The following is a 15,592-nucleotide window of genomic DNA, read 5'->3' on the forward strand; positions in this document are numbered from 1 at the left end:
TCAAGGTGAGCGCTCCCTGGCACGCTAATGTACGGCCCCTGCGCCCAACCAGCGACTCCGTATGTCCACGTCTATTGCCCTGGCCGACCGCCCGACCATTCATGTCGTGGACGATGACGAGGCGGTGCGCCGGTCCCTCGCCTTCCTTCTCGAAGCCGCATCATTCACGGTCTGCGTTCACGCATCGGCGGCCGGATTCCTCGCCATGCCGGCCGTGACCGGCTGCCTTTTGGTCGACTACGACATGCCGGGGATCGGCGGCCTGGAACTGTTGCGCCGCCTTCGCCTGCGCGGAATGGCCCTGCCCTGCATCGTGCTCACAGGCAAGCACGCGACCGGCATCCGGGAGGCCGCGCAGGCACTGGGGGCCGCGGCGGTGATCGAGAAGCCGTTCGACAGCGAAGACCTGATCCTGACGATCCGCAAGGCCCTCTCGCCGACCTGATCGGCCGGCCTGTGCCGGGCCGCATTCCGAAGGCCGGACACCGACGAAGCCGGCGTCGGCGCCCGCCCTTCATCTTCCGGCGGTCAGCAGCCGCTCGATCTCATGGACCGGATGCTTCGTCAGATCCTTCGCGATTTCCGCCTCGACCGAGGCCGAGGCCGCCGGCCCCAGGGCCCGGCGCAAAGAACCCAAAATGCGCGGCGGCGCGACAAGAACGATCGGGCTGGCGGGCCCCTCACGATGCAGCTGGTCGAGCCTCCCCGCAATCCGCAGCGCGAAGTCATCTTTCGCCTGATCATGCCAGTCGGTCTGCTCGATCGTGCTTGCAGGCGCCGAACGGTTCTGCAGGAGCCCGGGCCGGTCTGTTCCCTGGTCCGAGGTCCGGCCGCTGTCGGGAGCGTCCATGCGCTCGATCACGCGGAGATCCGGGAGACGTGCGTCGCCAGCGTTTCTCAGGAATAGGACCTTCATGGCATCGCAGACAACGATCCAGGCGTCGTGGCACAGGCGAAGGGCGGTCATGGCTGCTCCCTCTTCAGAAGACGCTCATCACACGACGGCATCGGCCCCTCCGCCTTGATCTGGATCAGGAAGAGAGCCTGCGGCCCGAGGATCAGGGCTGGAGGCTGTCGCGGATCGCGGCGCCTGACCGGCCCTCGTGCAGCTCGAACCACATGGCATTGAGGATGGAGAAGGCGCAGGCGAAGCCGACGCCAAGTCCCCAGGCGAAGTACCACATCGGTATTCTCCCCGTCAGTACGAGTGGGCGGAGGTATCGGAGACATGGGCCTGGGTCACGCGGCCGCGCAGCACGCGGTAGACCCAGGCGGTGTAGACCAGGACGACCGGCAGGAAGACCACAGTCGCGCCCAGCATGACCGCGAGGGTCAGGCGGCTCGATGAGGCGTCCCACACGGTCAGGCTGGCGTTCGGATCGAGCGAGGACGGCAGCAGGAAAGGGAACACGCCGAGCCCCGCCGTCGCGATCACGCCCGCGACGCTCAGTGCGCTCGCCAGGAGCGTAAGGCCAGGCTGCCGCAGACCCGACAGGGCGATCACGCCGAATGCCCCGACGAAAGCGAGAACCGGCGCGGCGAGGGTCCAGGGAAGCGTTCCGTAGTTGGCGAGCCAGGCGCCGGACTCCCGTGTCACCTGTTTCAACAGGGGGTTCGAGGGGCCGTCATGCGCCATCGACCCGACGATCGCGTAGCCGTCGACGCCGATCGTCACCCAAAGGCCGGCAACGGCGAACAACGCGATCAGGACGATCGCCGCCAGATGCATGATCATGACCGCGCGGGCCGCGACCGGCTCCGCCGCCTTCAGCGCCAGCCAGGCGCCGCCGTGCATGACCAGCATGGCGACGCTGACCAGGCCGCAGAGCAGCGCGAAGGGGTTGAGGAGCCCGAGCAGCGTGCCCTCATAGGTCATGCGCAGGGTCTCGTCGAAGCGGAAGGGCACGCCCTGCAGCACATTGCCGAAGGCGACGCCGAAGACCAGCGACGGCACCAGCCCGCCGATGAAGAGCGCCCAATCCCAGGTCCGGCGCCAGGCCGGGTGCTCGACCTTGGAGCGGAACTTGAACGCCACCGGCCGCAGGATCAGCGCGAACAGCACCAGGAACATCGCGAGGTAGAAGCCGGAGAAGGCGACGGCGTAGAGCGGCGGCCAGGCGGCAAAGATCGCGCCGCCGCCGAGAATGAACCAGACCTGGTTGCCCTCCCAGACCGGGCCGACGGTGTTGATGACGACCCGGCGTTCCGCGTCGGTCCGGCCAACGAAGGGCAGCAGCGTCGCGGCGCCGAGATCGAACCCGTCCATGACGGCGAAGCCGATCAGGAGGATGCCGAGCAGCGCCCACCAGATCAGGCGCAGGACTTCGTAGTCGAACATGATGCGATCCTCGCTATTCGGCTGCGGCCGGGGCGGCGGCCAGGCGCGACTCGGCCGAGAGGTCCGGCCCCGACGGTGTAGGGCCGAGGCGGATGGCCTTGGTCATCAGGTACACGTCGACGATCAGCAGGACGGAGTAGATGGCGATGAAGCCCAGCAGCGTGGTCAGGACGCTGCCGGCCGACAGGCTGGACACCGCCAGGAAGGTCGGCAGCACGCCTTCGATCACCCAGGGCTGGCGCCCCACCTCGGCCACGTACCAGCCGAGCTCCGCCGCGATCCACGGCAGCGGCAGCGACCACAGCGCGACCCGCAGAAACAGGCGGGAGGTGTACAGGCGGCGCAGCGATGCCAGGGTAAAGGCGACGGCGAAGAGGCCGATGAAGAAGAAGCCGAGCCCGACCATCAGCCGGAAGCTCCAGAACAGCGGCGAGACGCTCGGCACCGTGCTCCAGGCTGCTTGCTCGATCTCGGCGTCGGTCGCCGCGAGGATGTCCGGGCGGATCGCCTTCAGCAGCAGCGCGTAGCCGAGATCGCCGGCATGGGCGGCCAGGCGCGCCCGGGCCTCGGCGTCGGCGCGGTCGGCCTGCAGCCGCTGCAGCGCGTCATAGGCGACGAGGCCCGAGCGGATGCGGGTCTGTGCGCGCGTCACCAGCTGGTTGATGCCCGGCACCTCGCCGTCGATCGACCGGGTGGCGATCAGGCCGAGCATCCAGGGCACCTTGACCTCGTAGTCGGTCCGCCGCGCCTCCTGGTCCGGCAGGCCAAACAGGGTGAAGGAGGCCGGCGCCGGCTCGGTGTCCCACATCGCCTCGATCGCGGCGATCTTCATCTTCTGGTTCTCGCCGGCGGTGTAGCCGCTCTCGTCGCCGAGCACGACCACCGACAGGGCGGCGGCGAGGCCGAAGCTGGCCGCCACCGTCATCGACCGCTTGGCGATCTCGACATGCCGGCCGCGCAGCAGGTAGAGCGCGCTGATCGACAGCACGAACACCGCGCCGGTCACGTAGCCGGCGCTGACGGTGTGGACGAATTTCGCCTGCGCCACCGGGTTGAAGATGACGGCCATGAAATCCGTCACCTCCATGCGCATTGTGTCGGGATTGAAGCGGGCCCCGACCGGGTGCTGCATCCAGCCATTGGCGACCAGGATCCACAGCGCCGAGAGGTTGGACCCGAGCGCCACCATCCAGGTGACGACCAGGTGGCCGACCTTCGACAGCCGGTCCCAGCCGAAGAAGAACAGGCCGATGAAGGTCGCCTCGAGGAAGAAGGCCATCACCCCTTCGATCGCCAGCGGCGCGCCGAAGATGTCGCCGACATACTGGCTGTAATAGGCCCAGTTCATGCCGAACTGGAACTCCATGGTGATGCCGGTGGCGACCCCCATGGCGAAGTTGATGCCGAACAGAACGCCCCAGAACTTGGTCATCCGGCGCCAGACCTCGCGGCCGGTCATGACATAGACGCTCTCCATGATGCCGAGGAGGACGGCCAGGCCGAGCGTCAGGGGCACGAACAGGAAGTGGTACATGGCCGTCAGGCCGAACTGCAGCCGCGAGAGCTGCACGAGATCGAGGGCTGTGGTCACGGCGCGAGTTCCCCCTGGCGGTCCGACATCGGAGCCGGAGCGGCGCGCGCTTCGGCATCCGTCGCTATCGGCCAGGCGAGGCGGGACCGCTTTGATCTGGATCAAACCTGAGCGCCGGGGCGGGTGGATCGGGCTGCGGGCAAGAGCGGAGCGCGCTTGATCTACCTCAAGGTCCCGCGCGTCCGGCAAGGCCAGGATTGGCGCCATTCCATAGGAGGCGCCGGATGTCGGCAGATCCACAGCAAGAGGTGATCGCGTTCCTCTCCCAGCCGGAGGCGTACGGCGTGGCATTCGTCCAGCGCGTTGAGACGCACGCCTCGATCGTCTTCCTGGCCGGCGGCCATGCCTACAAGCTCAAGAAGGCGGTCCGCTTCAGCTATCTCGACTATTCCTCCCCCGAGCTCCGGCGGGCGGCCTGCGAAAAGGAGCTGGAGCTGAACCAGCGGACGGCGCCGGACCTCTATCTGCGCGTCATGCCGGTGTGCCGGGCTGCGTCAGGCGGCCTGGCCCTCGGCGGCGACGGCACGATCATCGACTGGCTGCTCGTCATGCTGCGCTTCGACGGGGCGGGGCAGTTGGACCGGCTGGCCCGACATGGGCAGCTCAGCCCCGCGCTGATGCGCCAGCTTGCCGACCGGATCGCCGACTTCCACCGGTCGCTGCCGGAGGAACCGCAGCATGGCGGGCCCGCCGCGATCGTCGGGATCATCGTCGAAAACCGGGCCAATCTGGAACGCTTCGGCGCCGGGCTGTTCGACGCGACGGCGATCGGCCGGTTGACCGAGCAATCGTTGGACGAGGCCGCCTGTCGCGAAGAGCTGCTCGAGCTGCGCCAGCGGTCGGGGCATGTGCGCCGCGGCCATGGCGATCTCCATCTCGGCAACATCGCGCTGTGGCATGGCGCGCCGACGCTGTTCGACGCGATCGAGTTCTCTGACCGCCTGTCCTGTGTGGACGTCCTGTACGACCTGTCTTTCCTGCTGATGGACCTGATCGAGCGGTCGCATCGCGAGCTCGCCAGCGTCGTGTTCAACCGCTATCTCGACCGGATGCCGGAGGAGACGGACGGCACCGCCCTGCTGCCGCTGTTCCTGTCGATCCATGCCGCCATCCGCGCTCACGTCCAGGCGACGGTGGCCGGCACCACGACCGGCGGCGCCGCACGAGTGGAGGCCCGTCGCCGCGGAGCGGGCTACTTCGCGCTCGCGGGCGATCTGCTGCGGGCCAGCTCGCCGCGGCTCCTGGCCATCGGTGGGGTAAGCGGCACCGGCAAGTCGACCCTCGCCGCGCATCTCTCCCCCTATGCCGGTCGCCACCTCGGGGCCCGGATCCTGCGGTCGGACGTCATCCGCAAACAGTTGCATGGCGCGGCACCTGAGGACCGCCTGCCCGACAGCGCCTACGCCCCGGAGCAGACGGCGCGGGTCTACGAGGCCCTGCGCCGGGAAGCGGAGCAACTCCTGGCGGCGGGCTGCCCGGTGATCGCCGACGCCACCTTCCTGGACCCGGCCGAACGCGCTGCGATCCGGGCCGTCGCCAGTCGCCGTCAGGTGCCCTTTGCCGCAGTTTGGCTGGACGCACCAGACGCCGTTCTGGCGTCGCGGCTGTCAGCCCGTGTGAGCGATGCGTCGGACGCCACGCCGACGATGATCGAGCGGCAGCGCCGCGGCACGACGCCCCCCACCGACTGGGCCGGCTTCGCCGCCGATTGCCCGATCTCGACTCTGGTGTTCCGAAGCTTGCGTTACCTGGGCCGGCTGGGGTGGCTGGTCGGGCTGCCGGACGACACCCGGGTCGGCGCCCTCATGGCCGACCCAGCCCCTTTGAGGACAGGAGCCCGCCATGGCGCCCCATGATCAGCAGAGCGATCGCCGACCGCAGAGCCACGCCAAATCCCTCGCTCGCATCCGAATGGAGCTGGCGCGCACGCCGGACGCTCCCGAAGGTGCCCGCGATTGCGGCTACGAGCTGATCGCACCTCTCGACCCGGACGGGCATCTCGACGCCGATGCCTGGCGGGAACGCCGGGCGGAGTGCACCGTGCGCCGCTTCTGGTCCGGCACCGACGATGAGCACGGTCGACTGATCCATACCCGCGACCGCCGCTGGGCTTTTTCCTACGCTCCCGGAGAGGATGACGACGAGCCGATCTGGCGGCTCGACACCCATCGCTTCGTCGAAGGCGAGTACGTCTCGGTCACCGAGCATGACGGCGTCACCCGCCCCTTCCGCATCGTCCGGGTGCGGCCATGGCCGGCCGCATTCGGCTGAGGCGCCGACACGAGCATTCGCGGCGCCGAGCGCGGTGTCACACCGTTGTGGAGAGCGGTCGATGATGAAGCTGAACGGGCTGGCCAAGCGCTACCGCGTCGACGACGGACGCGGATTCCGCCTGGCCGTGTGGGACCCGGCCGACACCAATGGCCTGGCCGACGAAACCTCGGAGCACAATCTCGTCCAGCTGTCCGAGATCCAGGAACGGCTCTGCGCTCAGGACCATTGGGCCGTGCTGCTGATCTTCCAAGGCATGGATACCGCCGGCAAGGGCAGCGCCGCCAGATACATCATGTCCCGGATCGATCCGCAGGGCTGCCAGGTCACGGCCTTCACGCAGCCCTCGGCGGAGGAGCTGGACCATGACTTCCTGTGGCGCGCCACCCGCCGCCTGCCGGCGCGCGGGCAGATCGGCATCTTCCGCCGCTCCTACTACGAGGAGGTGCTGGTGGTCCGGGTCCATTCCGGCATCCTCGGCAGCCAGCGGCTGCCCCCGAATCTGGTCACGAAGACGATCTGGAGGGAGCGGTTCGAGGACATCAACGCCTTCGAGCGCCACCTCGTCCGCAACGGCACCCTGGTCCTGAAGTTCTTCCTCAATGTCTCGAAAGAGGAGCAGAAACGGCGCCTCCTGGCACGGCTCGATGATCCCACCAAGCAATGGAGATTCGACCCGGGGTGGGTGACGGAACGCCAGCGCTGGGACGACTACATGAAAGCCTATGATGAGATGATCCGGGCCACCGCCACACCGGACGCGCCCTGGCATGTGATCCCGGCCGACAACCGATGGTTCGCCCTTCTCACTGTCGCGTCCGCCATCGTCGATGCGCTGGAAGGTCTCGGCCTGGCGGTGCCGGAGGTCGGACCCGAACTGCGAGAGCAGCTGCTGTCGGCCCGGACGATGCTGGAGACCGAATAGGCGCAGGACCGGCGCCGGCTGCCGCCGGAGCCAAAAGGAGCAAGCTTGTCCATGAAGGCCATGATCCTCACGAAACCGGGGACGCGACTCAAGTCCGCGGATCTGCCGCAGCCCGTTCCGGGCCCGACCGAGATCGTCATCCGCGTCGCGGCCTGCGGCGTCTGCCGGACCGATCTGCACGTCGTCGATGGCAAGCTGCCGTCACCCAAGCCGCGGCTCGTTCCGGGGCACGAGATCGTCGGCCGGGTGGTCGCCGCCGGCAGCGAGGCCACCCGGTTCAATGCCGGCGACCGGGTCGGCGTGCCTTGGCTCGGATGGGCTTGCGGCATCTGCGAATTCTGTCATCGCGGCCAGGAGAACCTCTGCGAGAGCGCGCGGTTCACCGGATATCAACTCGATGGCGGCTATGCGGAGTATGCGAAGGCCGACGAACGGTTCTGCGTGCCGATCCCGGAGCGCTACGGCGACGTCGAGGCGGCGCCGCTTCTCTGCGCCGGTCTGATCGGCTATCGCGCCCTGCGCCTGGCCGGGGACGCGCCGCGGCTCGGCCTCTACGGCTTCGGCGCCTCCGCGCACATCGTCATCCAGGTGGCGCGCCACCGCGGCCAGGAGGTCGCCGTCTTCACCAAGCCGGGCGACCTCAATGCCCAAGCCTTCGCCCGGCGCCTCTGCGCCGCCTGGGTCGGCGGCTCCGACGAGTTGCCGCCGGCGCCGCTCGACGCCGCCATCATCTTCGCCCCGGCCGGCGAGCTGGTTCCGGCCGCGCTGCGGGCGGTCCGGAAGGGCGGAAGCGTGATCTGCGCCGGCATCCACATGTCCGATATCCCGCGCTTCCCCTACGCGCTGCTCTGGCCGGAGCGGACCATTCGCGCGATCGCCAACCTGACCCGCCAGGACGCCGAGGCCTTCATGGCCGTGGCCGCGGAGATCCCGATCCGAACCGAGACCCTCGCCATGCCGCTGGACCAGGCGAACGAGGCGCTGGCGCGGCTTCGCGGCGGCCGCCTGACCGGGGCCGCCGTTCTCGTTCCGAATACGGACCCCGACGGAGCCGGCTCACCAGCGCCAAGCTGATTGCGAACACGACAAAGGCGCCGACGATCGCCGCGAGGATGATCGCTTCATGGCTTGTCATGACAGTCCCCGATCGTCGCTGTGACACGACAGGCTGGCCCTACCGGCCCTTTATCTCCTTGATCCAAGTCAATGATCACGGCGATCGGTTGTGCTCGATTGCTCATGCCCTGGTTCTGCATACGGGGCAACGGCAGGAACTTGCCCGGCTTCGGCCGGGCTCCTTTTTTGTCTGATACGTAGTTTCCCGTACGTATCCTTCACAATGATGCAGGGCGCGACCGAAGCGTAAGACAGCTGCACATTCAACGGCACGCAGCAGAGGCCGACATGCAGACGCACCATGCCCTCCCCGTGTCCCGGTCGCCGCAGGGCCCTGCCCCGGCCCTGACCGCCCGTCGCGACGCAAGCATCGACGACGCCCCGCCCAGCCTTGCGGCTCTGGGGGTCGTGGCCCCTCTGAACCGCGGGGCGGCTGCCTATCGCGAGGGGGACCCCGCCCTGCACTGGTACCGCGTCGTCTCCGGCACCGGCTGCACCAGCAAGCTGCTGCCCGACGGCCGGCGGCAGATCGGTGCCTTCCTTCACGCCGGCGACTTCTTCGGCTTCGAGGCGCTCCACGAGCACGGTTTCGCCGCCGAGGCCCTGACGGACATGGTCGTGATCCGTTACCCGCGGCAGCGCGCCGAGGCTCTGGCCCAGGCCGACGATGCCGTCGGCCATCGCTTCCGCGAGATGGCCTGCCGCTCCCTGACCGCCGCCTATGAGCGGCTGCTCACCCTCGGGCGCAAGACCGCGACCGAACGCGTCGTCACCTTCCTGCTCGAGCTGGCCCGCACGGCCACGGACGGGCGGACGATCTGCCTCCCAATGTCCCGCGGCGACATCGGGGACTATCTCGGCCTGACGCTCGAGACCGTCAGCCGGACCTTCGCCGCCCTCAAGCACGACGGACTGATCGAATTGGCCGGGGCGCACCGCGTGCTGCTTCTCGACCGTCCCGCCCTCGAGTCGATCACCGAAGGCGACGAACCGGCCGTCAGGCTCGGGCATGCCTGAGAACGACGCCTCGCCGCCCCACGGCGAGCACTTCAAAGGGAGGCATCCATGGACGACGCTCGAACAGTCTCGATCCTGGCGGAATGCCTGGAGGCCATGCGGGCCCGCTATCTGCGTTTCCGCTCGACGGGCCAGGAGCTGCTTCCGCGGGAGCAGGCGAAGTTCTGCTCCGCCACACGGCTGCTCCATGACGCCATCGCCTCCCGGGACGAGATGCTGCTCGACCAGGCGCTGGCATGCCTGAGGAGCGGCGGCTCGTCGACCGGCAGCATCATGATCGAGCCCAAGACCCGGCACTACACGGCGTCGACCCTCGCCCTGGACGTCTGCGATCTCGCCGATCTCTGCCGCGGTCTGCAGGCATCGGCGCTTCCGCGCGCTCGCGAAGCCGCCCGGCACCGGCCATTCCATCGCGAGCGGCCAAGCGCAATAGACCTGTGACCATCCGGTCCCCAAGGCCCCGCTCCGATCATCGTGGGAGCGGAAGGGGCCGGAGGTGCGGAGCAGCGACCGCACGCCTCCGGCCCGGCCAGAGCTTCAGGCCGCCTTCACCTCGATCTTCTTCTCGGATTTCAGGGCCTCGGCCGTCTTCGGCAGCGAGATCGTCAGCACGCCGTTCTTGAAGCTCGCCGCGATCTTGGCCGTGTCGACGTCATCCGGCAGCGTGAAAGAGCGTTGGAACGCGCCGTAACGCCGCTCGGTGAGATGGTAGTCCTTCTCCCGCTCCTCCTTCCGCTCGGACTTTTCGCCTTTGATGGTCAAGGTGCCGCTCGACAGCTTGACCTCGACATCGTGCTCGTCCAGGCCCGGCAGTTCGGCGGTGAGCTGATACTCCTTGTCCTTCTCGGCGATGTCGACCGCGGGGGCGATACCCTGGATCATCCCACGCGGCCAGGTCGGCTCGATGTCGAACATCGTCCGGCCGAACGGCAGGAAATGCAGCCCCCGATGGAAGCCGTCGAACACGCGGTCGATCTCCTGCCGCAGGCTCTGGAAGGGATCCCAGGCGCGCGCGGCCGCAGGGGCCGGAGCGGATGCCGGCTCGGTCTTGACCGGGATCTTGGACACCTCTGTCATCGTCAATCCTCCTGTTGGCGAGCAGCACGGGCCGCCTCGGAAATCGGCCTTGCCCGCTGCCCATGGATGCGCGCCGCCGATCGGCACCCCGGAACGGCCGGACGCGCCTGGGCATGATGAAACCGTGCGACCCGGGCGTGCCTTGACCTGGCTCAAGTCCGGCATCCGGGATCGATGCCGAGGGGCGGACAGGGTTGATCCTGATCAAAACCGCGTTCCGCCGTGCCGGATAGGGTGCTCCGACGAGACCCATCGAGGCCGGCCATGGACCTCCGCCACATCCACATCCCGCCAGTCGGGCTGCCCGGCACGCTGCGCCTGCCGCATCGGCTCCGGTCGCTTGTCGTCTTTGCGCAGGGAAGCGGTTCGAGCCGGTTCGAGCCCCGCAACGTGGCGGTGGCCGAGGCTCTCTGCCGGCACGGTTTCGCGACCCTCCTGCTCGACCTCCTGACCTTCGAGGAAGAACGCAACCAGGCGAATATCTTCAGTATCCCGCTGCTCGCGGCCCGGCTCATCGGCACCATCCGCTGGATCGAAAGCCAGCCGGACCTCGCGGCACTTTCCCTCGGCCTCTTCGCGACCGGGACCGGAGCCGCGGCGGCCCTGGTCGTCGCCGCGAACCGCGGGCAGATTCGGGCGATTGTGACATATGAAGGTCGTCCCGACCTCGCCCATGAGGCGATCGACGATGTCCGGGTCCCGACGCTCATGATCGTCGGCGGTCACCAGGATCGCCTGATCGAGCACAACCGACATGTCCATGCCCGACTGAAGGGGCCGAAGGCGATCAAGACCGTCGCCACGGCCCGCTACCAGTTCGCAGAGCCGGACGCGACGGCCGCGGTCGTCGATCAGGCAACGCGCTGGTTCGGACGTCATCTGGCCCACGGACGGCTCCGGGACATGGACGCGGCGAATTTGCAGGGTGACAGCGACGCAGCGGGATGCAGCGCTCGCCCGCGAGCGGAAGACTTATGAGTCAGGTCGCAACCTTCCTCGGCGCCCTCAAGACAGCCAGGGACAAAATGGCCTTGATGCTCCTGGCCGGCGGCATCGCCCTTGTCGTCGTGGCGACGACCGTTCTCCAGATCCGGCTGAACGCCTGGAACCAGCCCTTCTATGACGCCCTTGCCCAGCGGAACGTCGCCGCCTTCGTCCACCAGCTTCTGGTGTTCGCCGCGATCGCCGGCCCCCTCCTCATGCTGAACGTCGCCCAGACCTGGATGCACGAGATGATCAAGCTCCGCCTGCGCAGCTGGCTCACCGGCGACCTGATCGGCGACTGGCTGCAGCCCGGCCGCGCCTACCGGCTGGTCTGGGCCGGAGGCGCCGGCGTCAATCCCGACCAGCGCATCCATGAGGATGCCCGCCATCTGGCCGAACTTTCTGCCGATCTCGGCGTCGGCCTGCTGCAATCCGGGCTCCTGCTCCTCAGCTTCGTCGGAGTCCTGTGGGTGCTGTCGGAGGACGTCGTCTTCATGCTCCAGGGGCGCAGCATCACCATCCCCGGATACATGGTGTGGTGCGCACTGATCTACGCCGCGACGGCATCCTGGTTCAGCTGGCGCGTCGGACGGCCCCTGATCGGATTGAATGCCGAGCGGTACGCCCAGGAGGCCGAGCTCCGCTTCGCTCTCGTCCGTGTCGGCGACAACGCCGACGGCATCGCGCTCGGCGGCGGCGAAGCCGACGAGCGCCAGCGCCTGCAGCAGGGACTCGAAGAGGTGCTTTCGGCGATGCGTCGGATCGTCGGCGCGGCCACCAGGCTCACCTGGGTCACCTCCGGCTACGGCTGGTTCGCCCTCGTGGCGCCGATCCTTGTCGCCGCGCCGGGGTATTTCGGGGGCAGCCTGTCCTTCGGCAATCTGATGATGGCGGTCGGCGCCTTCCTCCAGGTGCAGCAGGCGCTGCGCTGGTTCGTCGACAATTTCGGCCGCATCGCCGACTGGCAAGCCACGCTGGGGCGCATCGTGGCCTTCCGGCAGGCGTTGTCGCGGATCGACGGCCGCGACGGGCAGACGGATCGCATCGGCATCCTGGACCATCCGGCCGGCGGACTTTCCTTCGACCACCTGGCGGTTACGACCGCGACAGGCCGCGCGGCTCTCGCCGAGACGCAGGTCGAGATCGCGCCGGGCAGCCGGATCCTCATCCTCGGCCGGCCGGGATCGGGCAAGAGCACGCTGTTCCGGGCATTCGCCGGGCTATGGCCCTGGGGCACCGGCCGGCTGCTTCTACCGCCGCGGGACAGCATGATGTTCCTGCCGCAACGACCCTACATGCCGCTCGGGCCGCTGCGCGCCGCCCTCGCCTATCCGGCCGATCCCGCGGGCATCGGCGACGATGCCCTGGCGGAGGCTCTCCACCGGACCGGGCTCGACTATCTCGTGCTCGACCTCGACAACACCCGGCGCTGGGACAAGGAGCTGTCGATGGACGAGCAGCAGCGCATCGCCTTCGCCCGCCTGCTGCTGCACAAGCCGAAATGGGTCTTCATCGACGAGGCGATCGACCTGCTCGACGAAGATCATCGCCGCATCGTGCTGTCGATCTTCCGCAAGGAGCTCGCGGATGCCGCCGTGATCAGCATCGGCCGCCGCGCCGCCAGACCCGGCTTCTACGCTCGGACCCTGCATCTGAGCCGATATCCGGCGGCAAGGCCGCATGCACCGACGCCGCCCTCCCGCCCCGAAAGCGACGCAGCCTGATCAGCGCAGCACCAGGACGGGGATCCTCGTGTGCGTCAGCACCTGCTGCGTCGTGCTGCCGAGGATCACCGCCGAGATCCCGCGCCGACCGTGGGACGCCATCGCGATCACGTCGCACCCCCGGCTCATGGCGGCATCGATGATCGCCGCATAGGGGACCTCATGTTCGACCACGACGGTCTCGCAGATCACGCCGAGCGTCCCTGCCAGGGCCGCTCCCGAGGCAAGCCGCTGCTGCCCGTGCTGCCGCGCGTAGTCGGCGTATTCTTCCGCGCCAACCAGGGGCCAGCTGGCGGCGATATGATACGGCTCGGTCACCGCCAGCAGCGTCACCCGCGCGTGCATCTCTGCGGCGAGATGGAGGGCTTGGTCGACCGCCCGTTCCGAAAGCGGCGAGCCGTCCGTCGGGATCAGAATGTGCTTGAACATCCGCTTACGCTCCCTTGCGGACCGGCGATAAGCGCCCTCCGCCGCTGCAACGCCGAACGGTGCCTCGTGGAGAGGGCGAAGGCCTTGATCCAGGTCAAGCGGCCCAGCGCGCGCCCAAGGGTTTGCGCTGGATCAAGGTCACCCAACGGCGCGGCGAGGATGCTTTCGTCGGCAACGGGTTGAAGAGCGAACCGGAGACAGCGTCATGGAGATCAAGAAGGAGCATCACATCAACTTCTGTTATGTGATCGGCTCGGTCCTGGCGGTCCTGGTGGTCCAAAGCCTGCTGACGCAGGCGAGCCGCGTCGAGGCCATCCCCTACAGCACCTTCCTCGAGCTGGTCCACGACGGCAAGGTCGCCGATCTGGTGGTCGGCCCGACCAGGATCACCGGCAACTATCGCGAGCCGGCGGCCGGACAACCGCGGGAATTCTCCACCATCCGGGTGGAACCCGGCCTGTCGGACACGCTCGCCAAGTCCGGGATCGGCTTTTCCGGCGAGCCCGAGCCCGGTCTCCTGCAAACGATCCTCGGCTGGTTCCTGCCCACGATCGGGTTCATCCTCCTCTGGCTCTTCCTGGTGCGCCCCTTCGCGCTCGGCCAGGGCTCTGGTGGGCTGCTGTCGATCGGCAAGAGCCGGGCGAAGGTCTATGTCGAGCAGGATGTCGGGGTCCGCTTCGCCGATGTCGCCGGCGTCGACGAGGCCAAGGAGGAGCTCCGCGAGGTCGTCGCCTTCCTGAAGAATCCGGCGACGCATGGCCGCCTCGGCGCCAGGGTGCCCAAGGGCGTGCTCCTGGTCGGCCCGCCCGGAACCGGGAAGACCCTGCTGGCCCGCGCCGTCGCCGGCGAGGCGGAGGTTCCCTTCTACTCGATCTCCGGCTCCGAGTTCGTGGAGATGTTCGTCGGGGTCGGTGCCGCCCGGGTGCGGGATCTGTTCGAGCAGGCCCGGCAGAATGCGCCGGCGATCGTCTTCATCGACGAGCTCGACGCGCTCGGCCGGGCCCGCGGTGCCTTCTTTCCCGGCGGCGGCCACGACGAAAAGGAGCAGACGCTGAACCAGCTCCTCGCCGAGCTCGACGGCTTCGACCCGAGTGCCGGCGTGGTGCTGCTGGCGGCCACCAACCGGCCGGAGATCCTCGACCCCGCCCTCCTCCGCGCCGGACGCTTCGACCGCCAGATCCTGGTCGATCGGCCGGACAAGAAGGGCCGCATCGATATTCTTCAGGTCCACATCAGGAAGATCAAAATCGCCACGGACGTGCCGGTGGAAGGAGTGGCCGCTCTGACGCCGGGCTTCACGGGCGCCGATCTCGCCAATCTCGTGAACGAGGCAGCGCTCCTGGCGACCCGCCGCGGCGCCGCCTGCGTCACCTTCGACGACTTCACCCAGGCGATCGAACGCATCGTCGCCGGGCTGGAGAAGCGCAACCGGCTGCTCAACCCGCACGAGCGCACGGTGGTCGCGCATCACGAGATGGGCCACGCCATCGTCGCCATGGCGCTGCCCGGCGTCGATCCGGTTCAGAAGATCTCGATCATCCCCCGCGGGATCACCGCCCTCGGCTACACCATGCAGCGGCCGATCGAGGATCGCTTCCTGATGGACCGCGCGGAGCTGGCCAACCGCATGACCGTGCTGCTCGGCGGGCGGGCGGCCGAGAGCCTGGTCTTCGGCGAGATCTCGACCGGCGCGGCCGATGATCTGGCGAAGGCAACGGACATCGCCCGGAACATGGTGGCCCGGTTCGGGATGGATGAGAGGCTGGGCCAGGTCGCCTACGAAACGGAGCCGACGACCTTCCTCGGCGGCCCCGCGGGAGCGGGCTGGCAGCCCCGCCGCTACGGCGAAGCGACCGCGGAGGCGATCGACGCGGCGATCCGAAGCCTCGTCGACACGGCCTTCCGGCAGGCGACAGCGATCCTCACGGCCAACCGCGCCCTGCTGGTCCAGGCGGCCGCCGACCTGATGACCAAGGAGACCATCGCCGGCGCCGACCTCGACACCATCGCCAAGACGGTGATAGCGGCACCCAAGGACGAGACGAAGCCCAAGCCGATCGCCGCCGTCGCTCCGCCGTGACGGCGCAGGGATCCGGTCAGGGAAGCGGTTCAGCCGTTGG

Annotated in this window: 16 protein-coding genes; 10 read left to right on the forward strand and 6 right to left on the reverse strand. The window is 68.4% G+C overall.

What is annotated here, in order from left to right; translation table 11 throughout:
* Window positions 1-106: 106 nt before the first annotated feature.
* A complete protein-coding gene (locus G537_RS36250; protein ID WP_051247777.1) occupies window positions 107-445 on the forward strand; it encodes a response regulator in 339 nt (112 codons plus the stop codon).
* 69 nt (window positions 446-514) lie between these two features.
* On the opposite strand, the gene G537_RS0103630 is transcribed toward G537_RS36250, so the two are convergent.
* From G537_RS0103630 to G537_RS0103645, 4 genes are all read right to left on the reverse strand, one after another.
* A complete protein-coding gene (locus G537_RS0103630) occupies window positions 515-967 on the reverse strand; it encodes a host attachment protein (RefSeq protein ID WP_026868946.1) in 453 nt (150 codons plus the stop codon).
* Between the two features lie 91 nt (window positions 968-1,058).
* On the reverse strand, window positions 1,059-1,184 hold the full coding sequence (gene cydX, locus G537_RS41875; RefSeq protein ID WP_051247779.1) for a cytochrome bd-I oxidase subunit CydX: 126 nt from the start codon (window positions 1,182-1,184) through the stop codon (window positions 1,059-1,061).
* A gap of 14 nt (window positions 1,185-1,198) precedes the next feature.
* Complete coding sequence (gene cydB, locus G537_RS0103640; protein WP_034850397.1) at window positions 1,199-2,338, reverse strand: cytochrome d ubiquinol oxidase subunit II; 1,140 nt, start codon at window positions 2,336-2,338, stop codon at window positions 1,199-1,201.
* Window positions 2,339-2,351: 13 nt separating this feature from the next.
* Entirely contained in the window at window positions 2,352-3,872 is a 1,521-nt protein-coding gene (locus G537_RS0103645) for a cytochrome ubiquinol oxidase subunit I (RefSeq protein WP_051247835.1), read from the reverse strand.
* A 281-nt stretch (window positions 3,873-4,153) separates the two neighbouring features.
* On the opposite strand from G537_RS0103645, the gene G537_RS36255 reads away from it, so the two are divergent.
* The 6 genes from G537_RS36255 to G537_RS0103675 all read left to right on the forward strand — a co-directional run bounded on the left by G537_RS36255 (window position 4,154) and on the right by G537_RS0103675 (window position 9,699).
* The gene (locus tag G537_RS36255; RefSeq protein WP_081688548.1) at window positions 4,154-5,785 is read left to right on the forward strand and encodes a bifunctional aminoglycoside phosphotransferase/ATP-binding protein; all 1,632 of its coding nucleotides are present in this window, start codon (window positions 4,154-4,156) and stop codon (window positions 5,783-5,785) included.
* A complete protein-coding gene (locus G537_RS0103655) occupies window positions 5,772-6,200 on the forward strand; it encodes a hypothetical protein (protein ID WP_245578882.1) in 429 nt (142 codons plus the stop codon). Before G537_RS36255 ends, G537_RS0103655 begins: the two co-directional genes overlap by 14 nt.
* A 61-nt stretch (window positions 6,201-6,261) precedes the next feature.
* Window positions 6,262-7,125 carry a polyphosphate kinase 2 family protein gene (locus tag G537_RS0103660; protein WP_026868950.1) on the forward strand — a complete coding sequence of 288 codons (864 nt, stop codon included), beginning with the start codon at window positions 6,262-6,264 and terminating at the stop codon, window positions 7,123-7,125.
* 51 nt (window positions 7,126-7,176) lie between these two features.
* Complete coding sequence (locus G537_RS36260) at window positions 7,177-8,199, forward strand: zinc-dependent alcohol dehydrogenase family protein (RefSeq protein ID WP_051247782.1); 1,023 nt, start codon at window positions 7,177-7,179, stop codon at window positions 8,197-8,199.
* A 330-nt stretch (window positions 8,200-8,529) separates the two neighbouring features.
* Window positions 8,530-9,258: a helix-turn-helix domain-containing protein gene (locus G537_RS36265; protein ID WP_051247784.1), complete on the forward strand. Its 729-nt coding sequence runs from the start codon at window positions 8,530-8,532 to the stop codon at window positions 9,256-9,258.
* Between the two features lie 48 nt (window positions 9,259-9,306).
* Window positions 9,307-9,699, forward strand: a complete 393-nt coding sequence (locus G537_RS0103675) for a hypothetical protein (protein ID WP_026868951.1) — start codon at window positions 9,307-9,309, stop codon at window positions 9,697-9,699.
* A 96-nt stretch (window positions 9,700-9,795) separates the two neighbouring features.
* On the opposite strand, the gene G537_RS0103680 is transcribed toward G537_RS0103675, so the two are convergent.
* Window positions 9,796-10,491 carry an Hsp20/alpha crystallin family protein gene (locus tag G537_RS0103680; protein WP_211230268.1) on the reverse strand — a complete coding sequence of 232 codons (696 nt, stop codon included), beginning with the start codon at window positions 10,489-10,491 and terminating at the stop codon, window positions 9,796-9,798.
* A gap of 108 nt (window positions 10,492-10,599) precedes the next feature.
* Between G537_RS0103680 and G537_RS36270 the strand changes: the two genes are divergently transcribed.
* On the forward strand, window positions 10,600-11,313 hold the full coding sequence (locus tag G537_RS36270) for a dienelactone hydrolase family protein (protein WP_064742061.1): 714 nt from the start codon (window positions 10,600-10,602) through the stop codon (window positions 11,311-11,313).
* 47 nt (window positions 11,314-11,360) lie between these two features.
* The gene (locus tag G537_RS36275) at window positions 11,361-13,043 is read left to right on the forward strand and encodes an ABC transporter ATP-binding protein/permease (protein WP_162146080.1); all 1,683 of its coding nucleotides are present in this window, start codon (window positions 11,361-11,363) and stop codon (window positions 13,041-13,043) included.
* Here G537_RS36275 and G537_RS0103695 read toward each other — a convergent pair whose 3' ends face one another.
* Entirely contained in the window at window positions 13,044-13,472 is a 429-nt protein-coding gene (locus G537_RS0103695; protein ID WP_026868953.1) for a universal stress protein, read from the reverse strand.
* A gap of 205 nt (window positions 13,473-13,677) precedes the next feature.
* Between G537_RS0103695 and ftsH the strand changes: the two genes are divergently transcribed.
* Window positions 13,678-15,552 (forward strand): ATP-dependent zinc metalloprotease FtsH, encoded by a 1,875-nt coding sequence (gene ftsH, locus G537_RS36280; protein ID WP_051247788.1) that lies wholly within the window; start codon window positions 13,678-13,680, stop codon window positions 15,550-15,552.
* Window positions 15,553-15,592 lie beyond the last annotated feature (40 nt).

The sequence above is a fragment of the Inquilinus limosus DSM 16000 genome (genome assembly GCF_000423185.1).
GTDB classification, from domain to species: Bacteria; Pseudomonadota; Alphaproteobacteria; order DSM-16000; family Inquilinaceae; genus Inquilinus; species Inquilinus limosus.